Below are 18206 nucleotides of genomic sequence, written 5' to 3' on the forward strand. Positions count from 1 at the left end.
CGTAACTCCTCTTGAGTGGTTGTAGATAGTGGTCTTGCGGTGCTGCGGTTACGGGCGCCGGTCCCGCCTTGGCAGGTGCCTAGGCGGAGCGGAGCGCCCGGTCACTCATGGAGCGGGATCCCCGTCCAACGGCCAGGGTGCCGGACTGCACAATTTCGCGGATGCCGAAGGGCTCCAGCACTGAGAGCAGGGCTGTGAGCTTTTCGGGGTGGCCGGTGGCCTCAATGACGACGGAGTCGGTGGAGACGTCAACCACTGAGGCGCGGAACAGGTCTGCGGCCTGGGTTACCTGCAGACGTGTTGCGGCATCCGCACGTACTTTGACCAGGATGTGGTCGCGCTGTACGGAAGATTCTGGGGTCAGCTCAACGATCTTGATCACGTTGATCAGCTTGTTGAGCTGCTTGGTGACCTGCTCGATGAGGTCACCGTCGGCGTCGACCACCACCGTCATGCGGGATACGCCCGGCACTTCGGTGGGGCCAACGGCCAGGGAGTTGATGTTGAAGGCGCGGCGGGCGAAGAGGCTGGCCACGCGGGTCAGGACACCGGGCTTGTCCTCAACCAGGACGGAGAGTGTGTGGCGGCTCATGGTCAGTCTTCCTCTTCCCATTCCGGGGTCATGTTGCGGGCAACCTGGATCTGGTCGTTGCTCACGCCGGCGGGCACCATCGGCCACACCATGGAGTTGGGGCTCACTACGAAGTCGATGACCACGGGGCGGTCGTTGATCTCGAGGGCCTTTTGGATGGTGGCGTCGATGTCCTCTTCGCGTTCGCAACGGAACGAGGCGCAGCCGTAGGCCTCCCCCAGCTTGACGAAGTCCGGGATGCGGACGGTGTCATGGCCGGTGTTGAGGTCGGTGTTGGAGTAGCGGCCCTCGTAGAAGAGGGTCTGCCACTGGCGCACCATACCCAAGGAGGAGTTGTTGATGACAGCCACCTTGATGGGGATGTTGTTGATGGCGCAGGTGGCCAGTTCCTGGTTGGTCATCTGGAAGCAGCCGTCGCCGTCGATGGCCCAGACCACCCGGTCCGGTTCGCCCACCTTCGCGCCCATGGCGGCCGGTACGGCGTACCCCATGGTGCCGGCGCCGCCGGAGTTCAGCCAGGCGTGGGGGCGCTCGTACTTGATGAACTGGGCGGCCCACATCTGGTGCTGGCCCACTCCGGCCACGTAGACACCTTCGGGTCCGGTGAGGGCGCCGATCCGCTGGATGACCTTTTGCGGGGCGATGAGGCCGTCGTCCGGTTCAGTCCAGCCCAGCGGGTAGGTTTCCTTGAGGTTGTTCAGGAACGCCCACCAGGTGGTGAGGTCCGGGGTGCCTGAGGCCTCGAACTGGCCGCGCACGGCTTCGGTGAGTTCGGGGATGATCTCCTTCACGGACCCCACGATGGGCACGTCGGCGGTGCGGTTCTTGGAGATTTCGGCCGGGTCTATGTCCGCGTGGATAACCTTGGCATTGGGCGCGAAGGTCTTCAGTACGCCGGTGACGCGGTCATCGAAGCGGGCGCCGAGGGTGATCAGCAGGTCGGACTGCTGCAGCGCGGTGACGGCTGAGACGGTCCCGTGCATGCCCGGCATGCCCATGTGTTGCGGATGGGAGTCCGGGAAGGCGCCCTTGGCCATCAGGGTTGTCACAACGGGCGCGCCCGTTGCTTCGGCGAGGGCCAGCAGTTCGGCTGAGGCGTGTGCTTTGACCACGCCGCCGCCCACGTACAGCACGGGTTTGCGGGAAGCTGCGATCAGCTTGGCGGCCTCGCGCACCTGCTTGTTGTGGCCCCGGGTGACCGGTCGGTAGCCGGGCAGGTCGATCTTCGGCGGCCAGGAGAACGTCATCTGGCCCACCTGTGCATCCTTGGCAACGTCCACCAACACCGGCCCGGGACGGCCGGTGGAAGCCAGGTGGAAGGCTTCGGCCATGACGTGGGGGATGTCGTTGGGGTCGGTCACCAGGAAGGAGTGCTTGGTGATGGGCATGGTGATGCCCACGATGTCGGCTTCCTGGAAGGCGTCGGTGCCGATGACGCCGCTGGATACCTGGCCGGTGATGGCCACCAGGGGCACGGAGTCCATGTGGGCATCCATGATGGCGGTAACGAGGTTGGTGGCACCGGGGCCGGAGGTGGCGATGCAGACGCCAACCCGCCCGGTGACCATGGCGTAGCCTTGCGCGGCGTGGCCGGCTCCCTGTTCGTGACGGACCAGCACGTGGTTCATGGTGGAGGCCATCAAGGGGTCGTAGGTGGGCAGGATCGCGCCACCGGGCAAACCGAAAATATCGTCGACGCCGAGTTCTTCGAGCGAGCGGACGATTGCTTGCGAGCCGGTCATCACCGTCGGGGGTACGACGTTGTTCGGCCCAAGGACAGGAGAGACGGCAGCAAGGTCGGCGACGACGGCGGCGTGGTCAGCCGTCCGGTCGGCGCGTTCCGGAGCCTTGGCGGCTCCAGCGGACTTGGTGGCCATCAGCGAGGGGCTGATGGGCGATCCTTTGCTCATCGGACTCTTCCTTGTGGATCTTCTGTGGTTTGTGGCTGGAGGAAATAAAAAAACCCCTCAGCCGGGTGGCTCTGTGAGGGGTTTCGCGCGTGACGGTTTGTTACCAGTGGAGGCTAATGTGCCACGCGCTTGGTAAGGACGACGACGGTGCCGGCGGTAACGAAAGTCATGCGTTCAGTCTTCCCTCTTGGCAAGATCAGTGTCAACGAGCAACAACCCAATCTCACCATGTGGACTCCATTGTCCACTTTTCGATCCCCTCTTCGCAGGGACCAATCCCTCAGCGACCCACCCAAGCCCGGAAGGGCTTAATAAGGGTGACGCCGAGGGTCCCTTTACATAAGGCGCTCAGCGCCTTATGTAGAGGGAAGGCGTCACACGCCGGTGTAGGCGCCCTGGCTGGCGCTGTGGACCAGCTTGGCGTACTTCGCGAGCACGCCCTTGGTGTACCTGGCCGGCAGCGGCTGCCAGCCCACTTTGCGGGCTTCGAGTTCGGCTTCGTCCACCAGCAGGTCGAAGCTGCGGGCGGCGATGTCCACCCGGATCCGGTCGCCGTCCTTCACGAAGGCGATGGGGCCGCCGTCGACCGCTTCCGGTGCAACGTGGCCGATGCACAGCCCTGTCGTGCCGCCGGAGAACCGGCCGTCGGTGAGCAGCAGGACGTCCTTGCCCAGGCCTGCCCCCTTGATGGCACCGGTGATGGCGAGCATTTCGCGCATTCCCGGACCTCCCTTGGGCCCTTCGTAGCGGATGACCACAACGTCGCCGGCTTTGATGGCGCCGTTGTCCAGCGCGTCCAAGGCACCCTGCTCGCGCTCGAACACGCGCGCGGTTCCCTCGAAGACGTCGGCGTCGAAGCCGGCGCTCTTCACCACGGCGCCCTCAGGCGCCATGGAGCCGTGCAGGATGGTGATCCCTCCGGTCTTGTGGATGGGATTGTCCAGGGCGCGCAGGATCTTGCCGTCGACGTCAGGCGGGTTGATCGCCTCAAGATTCTCCGCCACCGTCTTGCCGGTCACGGTGAGGCAGTCGCCGTGCAGCAGTCCGGCGTCGAGCAGTGCCTTCATGATCACCGGCACGCCGCCTATCCTGTCCACGTCCGTCATGACGTAGCGGCCGAACGGCTTGAGGTCGCCCAGGTGCGGGATCTTGTCCCCAATGCGGTTGAAGTCGTCAAGGGTCAGCTCAACTTCGGCCTCGCGGGCGATGGCGAGCAGGTGCAGGACGGCGTTGGTGGAGCCGCCGAAGGCCATGGTGACCGCGATGGCGTTCTCGAAGGCCTTCCTGGTCATGATGTCGCGGGCGGTGATGCCCTGGCGCAGCAGGTTGACCACCGCTTCACCGGATTTGCGGGCGAATTCATCACGACGGCGGTCTGCCGAAGGCGGGGCGGCCGAGCCGGGGAGGGACATGCCCAGTGCTTCGCCGATGCAGGCCATGGTATTGGCCGTGTACATGCCGCCGCAGGCGCCTTCGCCTGGACAGATGGCCTTCTCGATGCGGGTGAGGTCCTCCATGCTCATCTTGCCGGCCGCACACGCACCGACCGCTTCGAAGGCGTCAATGAGGGTGACTTCCTTTTCGGAGCCGTCCTCGAGCTTGACCCACCCCGGCATGATGGAACCGGCGTAGAGGAACACGCTGGCCAGGTCCAGGCGGGCGGCGGCCATGAGCATGCCCGGGAGGGACTTGTCACAGCCTGCCAGCAGGACCGAACCGTCGATGCGCTCGGCCTGCATCACGGTCTCAACGGAGTCGGCGATGACTTCGCGGGAGACCAGGGAAAAGTGCATGCCTTCGTGGCCCATGGAAATACCGTCGGAGACGGAGATGGTGCCGAACTGCATGGGGAAACCGCCACCCGCGTGGACGCCTTCCTTGGCACCCTGCGCGAGACGGTTCAGGGAGAGGTTGCAGGGGGTGATTTCATTCCAGGAACTTGCCACGCCCACCTGCGGCTTGGCGAAGTCGTCATCCCCCATGCCGACTGCCCGGAACATGCCGCGTGCGGGGGCCGCATGGATCCCGTCGGTCACAACACGGCTGCGGGGCTTGATGTCAGGCGTGTTCTCGGTTGCGGTCTGGGCGTCACTCATAGGGGAAAGTCTAGGGCTCGGACCGTTGCGGAAACGACCGCCGGACCAGGGTTATGGCAAAAAAGCGCGAAATAGCTGCCAAATAGTGGACTTCCGTCTCATATTTTGAGACAGGGACTACAGGCGGGCCTGTTGCGGCCACCTGTAAGGACCTCCCGGCAGCGCAGTCGCCGGCGTCGCACGGCATCTCTGGACAGCAGTGGTGACCCGACGTAGCGTCGGGGACAGGACACCCAGCCACCTGGACCGAAAGGCCTGCCATGGACATTGTTTTCTGGATCATTCTCATCGTTGTCATCGCCGTCATCATCTGGTGGCTGCTGAACCGCAACAAGTCCGCCGGCCCCACTGGCGGATCATCAGCAGGAACCAGGACAGACGGAGCGCTCGAGGGCGGCAGTGCCGCAGCGTCCGCCCAGGCGGCAGGCACCACCGGTATCCCTACGGCGGCAGGGTTCGGAAAGCCGGCCGAACCGCCCGCCCCTGCCACGGTTGAGGAATCGCTGGATTCGTCCGCCGCATCCAGCCCCACATCCCCCCGCACTGCAGACGGCGGCAGTTCAGGCAGCGGCGCCGCTGCCGAGCAACGCCATCACCAGGACCAATCACACGGCCAATCGCAGAACGAGGCACAGAACCAGGCTGCGGACCAGGCCGAATGGGAAACCCAATGGTCCGAGGCCGGATCCGGGCCGGGCTCCTCGGTGGTGGGTTCAGCCGGAACTCCCGCGGGTCAGGCTGCCCGGAACGGCGCCTCCGCGGGGACGGATTCCGGTCAGGCTTCCCCGGCGGACGCCCGCCCCGTTCACCATGATGAGTACACGGCCCCCCACTCCCCCACCCTTCCCGGTGCTGAAACAGCTGCCGTGGAAGGCACTGACGACGGCGGCACATCGCCTGAGGTGCCGGCCGGCGGACAGGCGTACCAGCACCGGGCCGACTCCTCTGAATCAGGACACAGGCAGGAGCCGGCAGTGGCTGCAGCTGCCGGTGGCAGCCAGGGGGAAGCCGCCGCGGCCGAAACGCTGGACCGCACCCAGTCCTCCGCCCTGGTGGAGAACGGCGCGGACCACCACCAGCCATCCGGGCAGGACCAGGACCTGGCTGCTGCCGCGCAGGCACAGGGCATGGAGTCCGCTGCGCCTTCCGGGCACCTGGCAGCAGATGAGCCATATGGGGCAGGTTCGGCGGCGCCGGGCCCCGACGGAAGCGGACCGGCGGACTACACGGTCAAAGGCGACGCCGCCGCGATGGTCTACTACGAAGAAGGACATCCCGACTATGAGCAGACCCGGGCGGAAGTCTGGTTTGAATCTGCTGCGCACGCGGAGGCCGCCGGATTCCGGGCCCCGCGCCGCAAACGGCTTTAGCAGGGGGAAGGCCGGTCGCATTGCGGCGGGCCTTCCGTCCCTGGCCGTGTGCCTGGTACTGGCCGCCTGCACGGGAACGTCCGGGCCGCCCGAACCGGCCACAGGTACGGCCAGCAACGGCACCGCGCCGGGAACCGCCGTCGTTGTGCCTCCGCCGCCCGCCGGCTCTGCCGCTGCTTCTTCCCCTGCCCCAACCCCTCCCCCTGTTCCCACGGTGCAGGAACGGCTGGAACTGCAGCTGAGCATTCCGTGGGCAGCGGTATTCCTTCCCGACGGCACTGCCATCATCTCCGAGCGCGAAACAGCACTGCTGAAGGCCGTGCGGAATGGAAAAGCCACTACGCTCGGCAAAGTACCGGACGTTGCGCCCGCCGGAGAAGGCGGCCTGCTGGGCCTGGCGCTGTCCCCGCATTTTGACGCGGACCACCTGCTCTACGCCTACCTGACGACCCGTGAGGATAACCGGGTGGTCCGGCTTATCGTCGAGGGCGATGCCAACGGTTCCCTGGCCCTCGGCCAGCCCCAGGTGGTGTTGTCGGGAATACCAAAGGCCACCACCCACAACGGCGGCCGGATCCGCTTCGGTCCGGATGGCTTCCTGTATGTGGGCACCGGCGATGCCCAGCGCCGCGAACAGCCCCAGGACCCGAATGCGTTGGGCGGGAAAATACTCCGGCTCACCGCCGACGGCAGCCCCGCCCCCGGCAACCCGTTCGGCAACGCCGTCTACAGCCTGGGGCACCGGAACGTCCAGGGCCTGGCCTGGGACGGAGCAGGCAGGCTGTGGGCCAGCGAATTCGGCCCGGACATGGACGACGAGCTGAACCTGATTCTGCCGGGCGCCAACTACGGCTGGCCGCAGGTCACCGGCGCTCCGCACCGCGCCGGGTTCCAGGACGCCAAGGTGGTGTGGCCTTCCACCCGCGACTCTTCACCCAGCGGACTGGAAATCGCCGGAGGTGTTGCCTATCTGGGTGCCCTCCGCGGTGAACGCTTCTGGGCGGTCCCGCTCCAGGGGACGGAGGCAGGTGATCCTGTGGCCTATTTCACAGGTGAGTACGGCAGGATCCGGGACGTAATCCGGACGCCGGAGGGCGGACTATGGCTGCTGACGAACAACGAAAACCCTGATTTCGTGCTGGTTTTGCGCCCCTTCCAATGATGCAAACACCCCCGCGGGCGCCGATTTCACTTGCACCAAAAGTTCGTGTAGAGTTTCATGTCGTTGCGGAGATCAACGGGAAAGAAAAAGCCCGGGGATGGAAGCAAATAAGATGCACCTCTAGCTCAATTGGCAGAGCAATTGACTCTTAATCAATGGGTTCCGGGTTCAAGTCCCGGGGGGTGCACCACTGGGAAAACAGCCTCCGGCTTGTGGAAACACAAACCGGGGGCTGTTTTGTTTTGCCCCCATAGATTTCCCCGCCAACCGAACCCCTGACCGTTCCGCAGGGAATGGTCCTTCTAGGGGGAAATCTGCGACTGTGACCGCCGCCCCGCGCACAGGGCCGTGGGGCGGGGAGAAGTCCGACGGCGGCCCGCCGGCTGGGCACGGCGGCGGGCACAGGAAGGGCAGGCAGGCACAAAAAAGCGCGGCCCGGCTTTATCAAGCCAGAGCCGCGCTTTCATCAAGCGGCCTGCGGCGCCACAGCTATTTGGCGGCGTTGTCCACCAGGGCAGCGGCGTTGCCGGGCGTCGTGGAAAACTGGCTGGCGAGTTCACGCACCACAGCCTTGAGTTCCTGCCGCAGCAGTTCGGGGTCGATCGACGCAGATGCCAGCACGGAGCGCTCCATCTCCACAGCCTGGGCCACGGCGTCCTTGCCCTGCTCGGTGAGCGACACCACATGGCTCCTGCGGTCCGAGGTGCTGCGCACCCGGACGATATGGCCGTGGGACTCGAGCCGGCTGAGCGTCTTGCCCATGGTCTGGGCCTGGACGCGGACATACTGGGCAAGCTGCGCCTGGGTCATGGGTCCTTGCGCGGCAAGGACTTCGATGGCGATAACACCGGCGTGGGTTAGTCCGATGGCGCCAAGTTTTTCGTTCCATGAGTGTTCAACGAGACGCGCAGCAGTGGACAGGAGGCGCCCTGTGGGCCAGTGATCCATATCAGGCATAGCAGCAAGTATAGCCAAGTGGCGATTAGCACTCGTCCCACCTGCTTACTAGGCTGTTGTGTCCCGCCCGCAACAAGGAGAAAAACAATGGCTGAAAGACTCGCTACCGGCGACAAAGCACCCGCTTTCACCCTGCAGGATTCAACCGGCAGGGACGTCAGCCTGGCTCCCCGGCCCGGCCGCTCCACCATTGTCTATTTCTACCCGGCCGCCTCCACGCCCGGCTGCACCAAGGAGGCCTGCGACTTCCGGGACAGCCTCGCCTCCCTGCAGGCCGCCGGCTACGACGTCCTGGGCATCTCCCCCGACCCCGTTGAGAAATTGGCCAAGTTTGCTGCGAACGAGTCGCTGACGTTCCCGCTGCTCTCCGACGCGGACCACGCGGTGGCCGAGGCTTACGGTGCCTGGGGCGAAAAGAAGAACTACGGCAAGACATACCAGGGCCTCATCCGGTCCACTGTGGTGGTGGACCCGTCCGGCACCGTTTCCCTTGCCCAGTACAACGTCCGGGCCACCGGCCACGTGGCCAAGCTGCGGCGGGACCTCAACGTCGACAACTAAGCCATCCGGCGTTGCCTTGGATGGCTCCCCGGGCCTGCCCGGGCAGGCACCCGGGGCAACGCTACAATGGACACTGGCATCCGCCGTCGAACGTTCAAGGTTCGCAGCGGGACGCCGCGCGCGAGTGGTGAAATTGGCAGACACGCAGGATTTAGGTTCCTGTGCCTTCGGGCGTGGGGGTTCAAGTCCCCCCTTGCGCACACTGTGGATCCCCCGGCTCCGGCCGGGGGATCTTTGCGTTAATCAGCCGCCGGTCCTCATGTCGGGTTCGTGCCTCGATTCGAAAAACTCCAAAAGATCACCCATCCGCCGCCCCCTACCGGCCGAATAGCCATTGAGACACCAGCCAAGGGCAGGTGCTTACACCAAGGCAAGGTGCAGGCCGCGGACAGCGTCCAAAAGCGGCAGGCAAAACGATCCAAGGAGAACCGAAATGCAGACCTTCAAGCGCACCACTTTCACCGTCGCCGGCGTTGCAGCGGCCGCTCTGCTCAGCCTCACCGCATGTGGCGGTTCCGGCAGCGCCTCCGGGTCATCGGCGTCGTCGGCGCCGATGTCATCCTCCCCCAGCTCCAGCATGGCGTCCCCGTCCCCCAGCGCCATGGCCAGTTCCTCGGCCGGCACCATGGATCCGGCGGCAAACCTGGTGGGACCCGGCTGCGCCGCCTACGCCCAGCAGGTTCCCAGCGGTGCAGGCTCGGTGGAGGGAATGGCCCTTGATCCGGTGGCCGTGGCTGCCTCCAACAACCCGATCCTCACCACGCTTACGGCCGCCGTTTCCGGCAAGCTGAACCCCAAGGTGGACCTGGTTGACACCCTCAACGGCGGCGAGTTCACCGTGTTCGCACCGGTGGATGACGCCTTCAAGAAGATCGACGCCGCCACCATCGAGACCCTGAAGACGGACGACGCGCTGCTGGGCAAGATCCTGACCTACCACGTGGTTCCCGGCCAGATCACCCCTGACAAGATCGCCGGCACGCACGCCACGGTCCAGGGTGGCTCCGTCACGGTGACCGGCAGCGGCGACAACCTCATGGTGGACAACGCCAGCGTGGTTTGCGGCGGCGTCAAGACCAAGAACGCAACGGTCTACCTGATCGACTCGGTCCTCATGCCCAAGTAAGCACTTCCCCCCCAACAAGGCCGGGCCCCTCTGCAACGAGCGGGTCCGGCCTTGGCGCGTCCCGCGTGTACCTGGGGTTCGCCCCAGGTCCTGTCCTCTAGACTGGGTCCCGGCCCGCAAGCGGCGGAGCCGGCAGCATGCAGAGGTGATAAACGAGTGCCCAGCAGTACACCGCGGCGGACGGTCATCAAGGCCGGCGCCGTCCTCATGGCGCTGGGCATGACGTCATGCACGGGAATGCCGTCCCCTTCCCCCACCTCCGGAACGCCCAGTTCGACGCCCGCTGAGCCGGATGCCACGTTCAATTTCGGCACCGCCGCCCAGCCCCTCGGACTGGACCCGGCCCTTTCCAGTGATGTGGAGTCCCAGCGCATCACCCGCCAGATCCTTGAAGGCCTGGTGGGCGTTGACCAGACCACCGGCAAGCCCACCCCGCTGCTGGCCACGGAATGGAACGAGTCCAACGAAGGCAGGACCTACACCTTCAAGCTCCGCACGGGGGTGACCTTCCAGGACGGCACCCCCTTCAATGCCGACGCCGTCTGCACCAACTTCAACCGCTGGTTCGCCTTTCCCGCGGAGTTGCGGAAACAGGCGCCCGGCAGCTCGTTCAAGAGCGTGTTCAAGGCGCACTCTGACGAGCCCGGGCTGTCCATCTTCAAAAGCTGCACTGCGGTGTCCGCCGACACCGTCCAGATTGACCTGACGCAGCGCTTCACGGCGTTCCTCCAGGCACTGACCCTGCCGGCCTTCGCCATTGCGTCCCCGGCAGCCCTTGCCGCCGGCAGGGCCGACGTCCTGGACCAGAACCGGGGCGGCCAAGCAATGTCCGCGTTCGCCACCAACCCGGTGGGCACCGGACCCTTCACCCTGTCCGCATGGGGCAACGACGCGGTCACCCTGTCCAGCAACAAGACCTACTGGGGCGACCGTGGCCAGATCGCCACCATCAACTTCCTGGCCTACAACCATCCCCAGACCCGCCTCCAGGCCCTGCTGGACGGAAAGATCGACGGTTATGACGCCGTCACCGTGGGAAATTTCGATCAACTGGTCAAGCGCGGCAAGCAGATTGTGCAGCGCGACCCCTTCTCGGTGATGTACGTCGGCATGAACCAGGACATCCCGGTGCTCCAGAACCAGAAGGTCCGGCAGGCGGTGGAGCTGGCGATCGACAAGGAAACCCTGATCCGGAAGTTCTTCATCGACAACACTGCCAAGGCCACACAGTTCGTCCCGCCCAAGATCAGCGGGTTCAACAACGACGCGCCGGCCCTGGGACACGATCCGCTGAAGGCCAGGGATTACCTCAAGGAGGGCGGCTACGCGGGCGAGGAACTGAAGTTCTACTACCCCATGAATGTCACCCGCCCCTACCTGCCCACGCCGGAGAAGGTTTACGCGGAGCTCAGCCGCCAGCTGACAGCGGTCGGCTTCAACATCCGGCCCATCCCGGTTGACTGGTCCGACGGCTACCTGCAGAAGGTCCAGTCCGCCGGCGACCACGCGCTCCACATCCTCGGCTGGAACGGCTCCTACTCCGACGCGGACAACTTCGTCGGCCCGCTCTTCGGCGAGAAGAACGGCGAGTTCGGCTACCAGGATCCCCAGGTCTTCTCAAAGATCAACAGGGCCCGGGGGCTGCCCGACGGCAAGGAGCGCGATGAGCTCTATCACACCATCAACGCCCAGATCGCGGCCACCGTGCCGGCTGTTCCCATCGCATTCCCCATCTCCGCGCTTGCCCTGTCAGACCGCGTGCTGAGCTACCCGGCATCCCCGGTCTTAAACGAAGTTTTCACGAAGGTCCAGCTAAAGCCTTGACGGCCCGGGCCAATTTCAGTATGCGGGCTGCGCGGGGATATTCTGTGACAGCCAGAGCCGCTGCAATCGGAGACTGATCGTGACCTTCATTTCCAAGACCCCACACGCCGACGTTGTCCTGATAGGCGGCGGCATCATGAGCGCCACGCTGGGGGCATTCCTCAAGCAGCTGGAGCCGGACTGGACCATCTCCCTGTTCGAACGGCTGGACCAGCCCGGGCTGGAAAGCTCAGATCCCTGGAACAATGCAGGAACGGGCCACGCCGCCCTCTGCGAGCTCAACTACTCCCCCGCAGCCAAAGACGGCTCGGTCAACCCCGCCAAGGCACTGCTCATCAACGAACAGTTCCAGCTCTCCCGCCAGTTCTGGTCCCACCTGGTGGACAACAACCTGATCGGTTCGCCCAAGGGCTTCATCAACACCGTCCCGCACATGAGCTTCGTGATCGGCGAGGACCACGCCCGGTTCCTGAAGACCCGCTATGAGGCACTGAAGCCGCACACCCTGTTCCGCAGCATGGAGTACTCCGAGGACCACGCCCAGATTGCCAAGTGGGCGCCGCTGATCGTCAAGGGCCGCGACCCCCGGGAGCGTATCGCCGCCACCCGCGCCGCCGAGGGAACCGACGTCGACTTCGGGGCACTCACCCGCGAGCTGACCACCTACCTGGGGCACAACGGCGTCGAAATCAACTACAACCACGACGTCACCGGAATCTCCCGGGCGTCCGACGGCGGCTGGGACCTGACGCTGAAGCACCCCAAGTCCGGGGAACACGGCAAGATCCACGCCAAGTTCGTCTTCGTCGGGGCCGGCGGCGGGGCCCTGCACCTGCTGCAGGCCTCCGGCATCCCGGAAAGCAAGGGTTACGGCGGCTTCCCCGTCTCCGGCCAGTTCTTCCGCTGCACCGACGAGGCCATCGCGGCCCAGCACAGCGCCAAGGTCTACGGCCAGGCGTCAGTGGGCGCTCCGCCCATGTCCGTTCCGCACCTGGACACCCGCTACGTCAACGGGAAGCGCTCGCTCCTGTTCGGCCCGTACGCCGGATTCTCCACGAACTTCCTGAAAAACGGCTCCTACCTGGACTTGCCGCTGTCCATCCGGCCGTCCAACATCATCCCCATGCTGGCAGTTGCCAAGGACAACATGGACCTCACCGCCTACCTGGTCAAGGAAGTCGTGAAGAAGCACGACCAGAAGGTCGAGGCACTGCGCGAGTACTACCCCGAGGCAAAGGGCGGGGACTGGGAACTCATTACGGCCGGCCAGCGTGTACAGATCATTAAGAAAGACCCTCAAAAGGGCGGCATCCTTCAGTTCGGAACCGAAGTGATCGCCGGCCGCGACGGCTCCATCGGTGCGCTCCTGGGCGCCTCGCCCGGAGCCTCAACCGCTGTCCCCATCATGATCGAGCTCCTGCAGAAGACGTTCCCCCGGAACTTCAAGGGCTGGCAGGGCAAGCTCAAGGACATGATGCCCGGCTACGGGGTGAAGCTGGATGAGAATCCGGACCTTGCCGCGGAGCTGGAACGGGCCACGGCCAAGTCACTCCAGCTGGAGAGCGTTTCCGCCAGCCACTGACCCTGCGGGGCCAGCGGCTGGCACCCCCAGGGCATGTACCAGTCACTTAGACCCCCAGGAGACCACCCATGTTCCGGCTGGCGCACCTTTCCCTGGCGAACCGGGCCCTGATCGCCCTGATCACCGTCTTCGCCTCGGTCTTCGGCGTGATTACGATGTCATCGCTGAAGCAGGAGCTCATTCCTTCCATCGAGTTCCCGCAGATCACCGTGCTCAGCTCCATGCCCGGTGCGTCGCCGGAAGTGGTGGACAAGCAGGTCAGCGGTCCGCTGGAAAAGGCGCTGAACGGCGTGGAGGGGCTGGAGTCCACCTCCTCCACGTCGCGCACCGGCGTCTCCCAGATCACCATGGTGTTCACGTACGGATCAAACCTGGACCGGGCCCGGAACCAGATTGACCGTGCCATCTCCAACGCCAAGCGGACCCTGCCCGGCGATGTCCAGCCGCAGGCCATTGCCGGAAGCATCAGCGACTTCCCCATCGTTTTCCTCGCGGTCTCCTCGGACAAGCCGCTCAGCGGGCTGAACGCCGACCTGCAGCGCCTGAGCGTCCCCCGCTTGCAGAAGATCGACGGCGTCCGAAGCGCCGACGTGACCGGCGGCGCCTCCCAGCACATCGAGATCCTTCCAAAGCCCGAGGCCATGACGGCAGCGGGGACAGGTGTCACCTCCATCCGGGACGCCCTGTCCAACAACGGCGCACTGGTCCCTGCCGGCACCCTCCAGGACCAGGGCAAGACCCTCTCGCTCCAGATCGGCAGCCCGGTGGACTCCCTGGACGCCATCAAGGCACTGCCGCTGGCCGGCGCCAAGAACGGGGCAACCATCGGTACTGTCGCGGATGTGTCGCTCAAGGACGATGAACGCACCTCGATCACCCGCACCAACGGTGCCGAGACGCTGGCCATCTCTGTAACCAAGAAACCCGAGGGCGACACAGTAGGCATTTCGCACGCGGTGCGGGACTCCCTGACGGACCTGGAAGCCGAACTGGGATCCAACGCCAGGTTCACCCCCGTCTTCGACCAGGCACCGTTCATCGAGAAGTCCATCAAGGACCTCACCACGGAAGGCCTGCTGGGGCTGGGGTTCGCCGTCGCCATTATCCTGCTCTTCCTGATGTCCGCCCGGTCCACGCTGGTCACGGCGGTATCCATTCCCCTGTCCCTGCTGACCACGTTCATTGGCCTGTCGGCCACAGGCTACTCGCTGAACATCCTGACGCTCGGCGCGCTCACCATCGCGATCGGGCGCGTGGTGGACGACTCCATCGTCGTCATCGAGAACATCAAGCGGCACCTCAGTTACGGCGAGGAGAAGTCGACGGCGATCCTCACGGCCATCAGGGAGGTGGCCGGCGCGATCACAGCCTCCACCCTGACCACGGTGGCGGTGTTCCTGCCGATCGCCTTCGTCGGCGAACTGGCCGGCGAACTCTTCCGGCCCTTCGCCTTGACGGTGACCATGGCGCTGCTGGCGTCGCTGCTGGTGTCCCTGACCATCGTCCCGGTGCTCGCCTACTGGTTCCTCAGGAACCCCAAGGGTTCGGCGGGCACGGCGGCGGCCGGCTCTCCGGAGGCCCGGCGGATCGCTGACGAGGCAAAAGCGAAGGCCCACGACGCCGAACAGCGCAGCCGCCTGCAGCGCGGCTACCTGCCCATCCTCCGGTCCACCCAGAAACATCCCGTCATCACCCTCATGGCTGCGGTGCTGGTGCTGGGTGCCACCGGCGCCATGACACCGCTGCTGGCCACGAACCTCCTGGGCAATTCGGGACAGAACAGCCTGACCGTGCGCCAGGTACTGCCGGCCGGCACCAGCCTGGCCGACACCAGCGCCGCCGCCATCCGCCTCGAAGGGGTGCTGCGCGGGATCGACGGCATCAAGGACGTCCAGGTGACCTCCGGCAACGCCCAAGCGGGCTTTGCCGCACTCACGTCGACGGGTTCCTCCAACTCCACATTCACCGTTGTGACGGACGAAAAGGCCAACCAGGCACGCCTGCAGGAGACCGTGCGCACGGAGCTTGCGAAGGTGCCCGACTCTGGCAAGGTATCCGTGGGCACCCAGCAGGGCGGCTTTGGCACCTCATCCACCGTGGACATCACGCTGAAGGCTGCTGACAGCGCCGACCTGCAGGCTGCCAGCGACACCGTGGTGGCGGCCATGACAGGCGTGCCGGGCACCAGTGAGGTGGCCAGCAACCTGGCCGCCAGCAACCCAGTGGTCCAGGTCCGGGTGGACAGGGCCAAAGCCGCCGCCGCTGGCCTGAACGAGGAACAGGTGGGCGGGGTGCTGGCATCCACCATCAGCCCCGTCCCTGCCGGCACCGTACGGATCGACACCAACGATTTCCCCGTCCGCATCGGCCAGGGCACCAAGTTCACCAGCATCGACGCCGTCCGGAACATTCCGCTGCCGGCGGGAGGCCGGCCGGTGACGCTGGGAAGCATCGCTTCCGTCGAGCAGGTGGACGTCCCCGTTTCCATCACCGCCAGCAACGGTGAGCGCACCGCCAAGGTGTCCATCACGCCGTCGGGCTCCAACCTGGGCGCGGTGAACACGGAAGTCCAGAAACGCCTGGCCGATGTCCAGCTGCCGGCGGGCGTCACGGCGGAGATAGGCGGCGCCACCACCCAGCAGGCGGAATCCTTCCGGCAGCTGGGGCTGGCCCTGCTGGCAGCCATCGCCATCGTGTACGTGATCATGGTGGCCACCTTCAAGTCCCTCATCCAGCCGCTGATCCTGCTGGTCTCGGTTCCGTTCGCGGCCACCGGCGCCGTGGCGCTGCTGCTGCTCACCGGAGTGCCCCTGGGCCTGCCGTCGCTCATCGGCATGCTGATGCTGGTGGGCATTGTGGTGACCAACGCCATCGTGCTGATCGACCTGATCAACCAGTACCGGCAGCCGCGTGACGGCCGGCCGGGCATGAACGTGGCGGACGCCATCACCAACGGCGCACGCCAGCGCCTCCGGCCCATCCTGATGACGGCACTTGCCACGGTCTTTGCCCTGACACCCATGGCCCTGGGCCTCACGGGCGGCGGCGGGTTCATCTCGCAGCCGCTGGCCGTGGTAGTGATCGGCGGCCTGGTCTCCTCCACCGCGCTGACCCTGGTCCTGGTCCCGGTGCTTTACCGGCTGGTGGAGGGGCGGCGCGAGAAGAAGACGCTGTTGCGCGACCTCAAGGCCCGCCCGGAGTTTGGTCCTGCCGCCGACGTGGACGCGGAGTTCCGCGACTGGACCACCGGCCAGGTTCCGAAAGTCAGCGGGCGGCGCGCCGCCCCCGGCGCCGAATAAAAACAGCGGAATATTTCCGGCGCGGCGGCGTTGTATCCGGCGATAGATGCAAATGCATCTATATTGGCCTATACTGGAGCCAAGCCCAGCAACGGAAAGGCACGCCATGCAGATCGGTGTTTTCAGCGTCAGCGACATCACCAAGGACCCCACCACGGGCCGCACCCCCACCGAGCATGAACGCATCAAGGCCTCGGTGGCCATTGCCAAAAAGGTCGAGGAAATCGGCATGGACGTGTATGCCCTGGGCGAGCACCACAACCGGCCCTTCTTCTCTTCCTCCCCCACCACCACCCTCGCGTACATTGCGGCCCAGACCGAACGGATCATCCTCTCCACGGCCACCACGCTGATCACCACCAATGACCCGGTGAAGATCGCCGAGGACTTCGCCATGCTCCAGCATCTGTCCGACGGGCGCGTGGACCTGGTCCTGGGCCGCGGCAACACCGCCCCCGTGTACCCGTGGTTCGGCAAGAACATCCAGGACGGCGTGGAGCTGGCCATCGAGAACTACAGCCTCCTGCGCAAGCTGTGGGATGAGGACACGGTCAACTGGTCCGGCAAGTTCCGCACCCCGCTGCAGAACTTCACCTCCACACCCCGGCCCCTGGACGGCGTGGCTCCCTTCGTGTGGCACGGCTCCATCCGCACCCCGCAGATCGCCGAGGTGGCCGCGTACTTTGGTGACGGTTTCTTCGCCAACAACATCTTCTGGCCCAAGGAGCACTACCAGCAGCTGATCGGCCTCTACCGTGAACGGTACGAACACTACGGGCACGGCAAGGCGGACCAGGCGATCGTGGGCCTTGGCGGGCAGTTCTTCATGCGGAAGAACTCACAGGACGCCGTCAAGGAGTTCCGGCCCTACTTCGACAACGCCCCCGTGTACGGCCACGGCCCGTCCCTGGAGGACTTCACCTCCCAGACCCCGCTGACCGTGGGCAGCCCGCAGGAAGTCATCGAAAAGACCCTGACCTTCCGGGAGTACTTCGGCGACTACCAGCGCCAGCTGTTCCTGATCGACCATGCCGGGCTGCCGCTGAAGACCGTCCTGGAGCAGCTGGACCTGTTCGGCGAGGAGGTCCTGCCCGTCCTCCGCAGGGAGTACGGGGCCCTCAAGCCGGCCCACGTTCCCGAACCGCCCACCCATGCCGGCCGCGTGGCCGCCCTGCTGGCCCCGCAGGACGCCGACAAAGCCGCCGCGGAGGCGTGATGGCTGCGGGAGGATCGGAATCACCGGTGCGGCTGGCCGCCGAAACATGGGAGTCCCTGTTCCGGGCCCAGGTTGCCGTGATGCGCAGGCTGCAGTCCGGGCGCGCGTTCCGGAAGCTGGCGGTGAATGAATACGATGTCCTGTTCACGCTCTCCCGGTGTCCGTCCGGCTGGCTTCGGCTCAACGAGCTCAACGACAATGTGCTGTTGAGCCAGTCCAGCCTGAGCAGGCTGGTTGAGCGGCTCGAAAAGCGCGGACTCGTTGCCCGGATGCCGGCCCCAGGGGACGGCCGCGGCATCCTGCTGAAGCTGACTGACGAGGGGCGGGAACTGCAGAAGGAGATCGGCCGCGAGCACGTCCGGGACATCTCGGCGCTGGTGGGTCCTGCCCTGACGGCCGCGGAGCAAAAGGAACTGATGCGGCTCACGGACAAGCTGCGGAGCTCGCTGGGCCCCCTTCCCAAGTAGCAGGCGGCTGCCCGGCCGGCGGGAGAGCCGGCCGGCGGACCCGT

General features: G+C 65.6%; 13 protein-coding genes and 2 tRNA genes. 11 read left to right on the top strand and 4 right to left on the bottom strand.

Annotated features, from left to right (window positions below):
* Window positions 1–79 precede the first annotated feature (79 nt).
* The 3 genes from ilvN to ilvD form a co-directional block, all read right to left on the bottom strand.
* A complete protein-coding gene (gene ilvN / locus FBY36_RS00505; RefSeq protein ID WP_018768340.1) occupies window positions 80–592 on the bottom strand; it encodes an acetolactate synthase small subunit in 513 nt (170 codons plus the stop codon).
* A gap of 2 nt (window positions 593–594) precedes the next feature.
* Window positions 595–2502: an acetolactate synthase large subunit gene (locus FBY36_RS00510; RefSeq protein WP_142116859.1), complete on the bottom strand. Its 1908-nt coding sequence runs from the start codon at window positions 2500–2502 to the stop codon at window positions 595–597.
* Between the two features lie 374 nt (window positions 2503–2876).
* On the bottom strand, window positions 2877–4598 hold the full coding sequence (gene ilvD, locus FBY36_RS00515; protein WP_142116860.1) for a dihydroxy-acid dehydratase: 1722 nt from the start codon (window positions 4596–4598) through the stop codon (window positions 2877–2879).
* Window positions 4599–4858: 260 nt separating this feature from the next.
* Here ilvD and FBY36_RS00520 point away from each other — a divergent pair, with 260 nt between their 5' ends.
* The 3 genes from FBY36_RS00520 to FBY36_RS00530 all read left to right on the top strand — a co-directional run bounded on the left by FBY36_RS00520 (window position 4859) and on the right by FBY36_RS00530 (window position 7320).
* The gene (locus tag FBY36_RS00520; protein WP_142116861.1) at window positions 4859–5968 is read left to right on the top strand and encodes a sunset domain-containing protein; all 1110 of its coding nucleotides are present in this window, start codon (window positions 4859–4861) and stop codon (window positions 5966–5968) included.
* A 40-nt stretch (window positions 5969–6008) separates the two neighbouring features.
* Window positions 6009–7130, top strand: coding sequence for a PQQ-dependent sugar dehydrogenase (locus tag FBY36_RS00525; RefSeq protein WP_442858255.1), 1122 nt, complete (start codon window positions 6009–6011; stop codon window positions 7128–7130).
* A gap of 114 nt (window positions 7131–7244) precedes the next feature.
* Window positions 7245–7320: transfer RNA gene (locus FBY36_RS00530), tRNA-Lys, on the top strand.
* A gap of 299 nt (window positions 7321–7619) precedes the next feature.
* Here the strand turns inward: FBY36_RS00530 and FBY36_RS00535 are convergent.
* A complete protein-coding gene (locus FBY36_RS00535) occupies window positions 7620–8078 on the bottom strand; it encodes a MarR family winged helix-turn-helix transcriptional regulator (protein ID WP_142033003.1) in 459 nt (152 codons plus the stop codon).
* A gap of 96 nt (window positions 8079–8174) precedes the next feature.
* On the opposite strand from FBY36_RS00535, the gene bcp reads away from it, so the two are divergent.
* From bcp to FBY36_RS00575, 8 genes are all read left to right on the top strand, one after another.
* Complete coding sequence (gene bcp / locus FBY36_RS00540; RefSeq protein WP_142116863.1) at window positions 8175–8648, top strand: thioredoxin-dependent thiol peroxidase; 474 nt, start codon at window positions 8175–8177, stop codon at window positions 8646–8648.
* 118 nt (window positions 8649–8766) lie between these two features.
* Window positions 8767–8848 (top strand) — tRNA-Leu (locus FBY36_RS00545).
* Window positions 8849–9081: 233 nt separating this feature from the next.
* On the top strand, window positions 9082–9774 hold the full coding sequence (locus FBY36_RS00550; RefSeq protein ID WP_142116864.1) for a fasciclin domain-containing protein: 693 nt from the start codon (window positions 9082–9084) through the stop codon (window positions 9772–9774).
* Between the two features lie 156 nt (window positions 9775–9930).
* Window positions 9931–11598 carry an ABC transporter substrate-binding protein gene (locus FBY36_RS00555; protein ID WP_235008658.1) on the top strand — a complete coding sequence of 556 codons (1668 nt, stop codon included), beginning with the start codon at window positions 9931–9933 and terminating at the stop codon, window positions 11596–11598.
* Between the two features lie 79 nt (window positions 11599–11677).
* Window positions 11678–13180, top strand: coding sequence for a malate:quinone oxidoreductase (locus FBY36_RS00560; protein WP_142116865.1), 1503 nt, complete (start codon window positions 11678–11680; stop codon window positions 13178–13180).
* A 68-nt stretch (window positions 13181–13248) separates the two neighbouring features.
* Complete coding sequence (locus FBY36_RS00565) at window positions 13249–16479, top strand: efflux RND transporter permease subunit (protein ID WP_142116866.1); 3231 nt, start codon at window positions 13249–13251, stop codon at window positions 16477–16479.
* A 106-nt stretch (window positions 16480–16585) separates the two neighbouring features.
* Window positions 16586–17695: an LLM class flavin-dependent oxidoreductase gene (locus FBY36_RS00570; RefSeq protein ID WP_142116867.1), complete on the top strand. Its 1110-nt coding sequence runs from the start codon at window positions 16586–16588 to the stop codon at window positions 17693–17695.
* On the top strand, window positions 17695–18162 hold the full coding sequence (locus tag FBY36_RS00575) for a MarR family winged helix-turn-helix transcriptional regulator (RefSeq protein WP_142116868.1): 468 nt from the start codon (window positions 17695–17697) through the stop codon (window positions 18160–18162). The genes FBY36_RS00570 and FBY36_RS00575 overlap by 1 nt, the downstream gene beginning before the upstream one ends.
* The last annotated feature ends 44 nt before the right edge of the window (window positions 18163–18206 follow it).

This window comes from Arthrobacter sp. SLBN-122 (genome assembly GCF_006715165.1).
Lineage (GTDB): Bacteria > Actinomycetota > Actinomycetes > Actinomycetales > Micrococcaceae > Arthrobacter.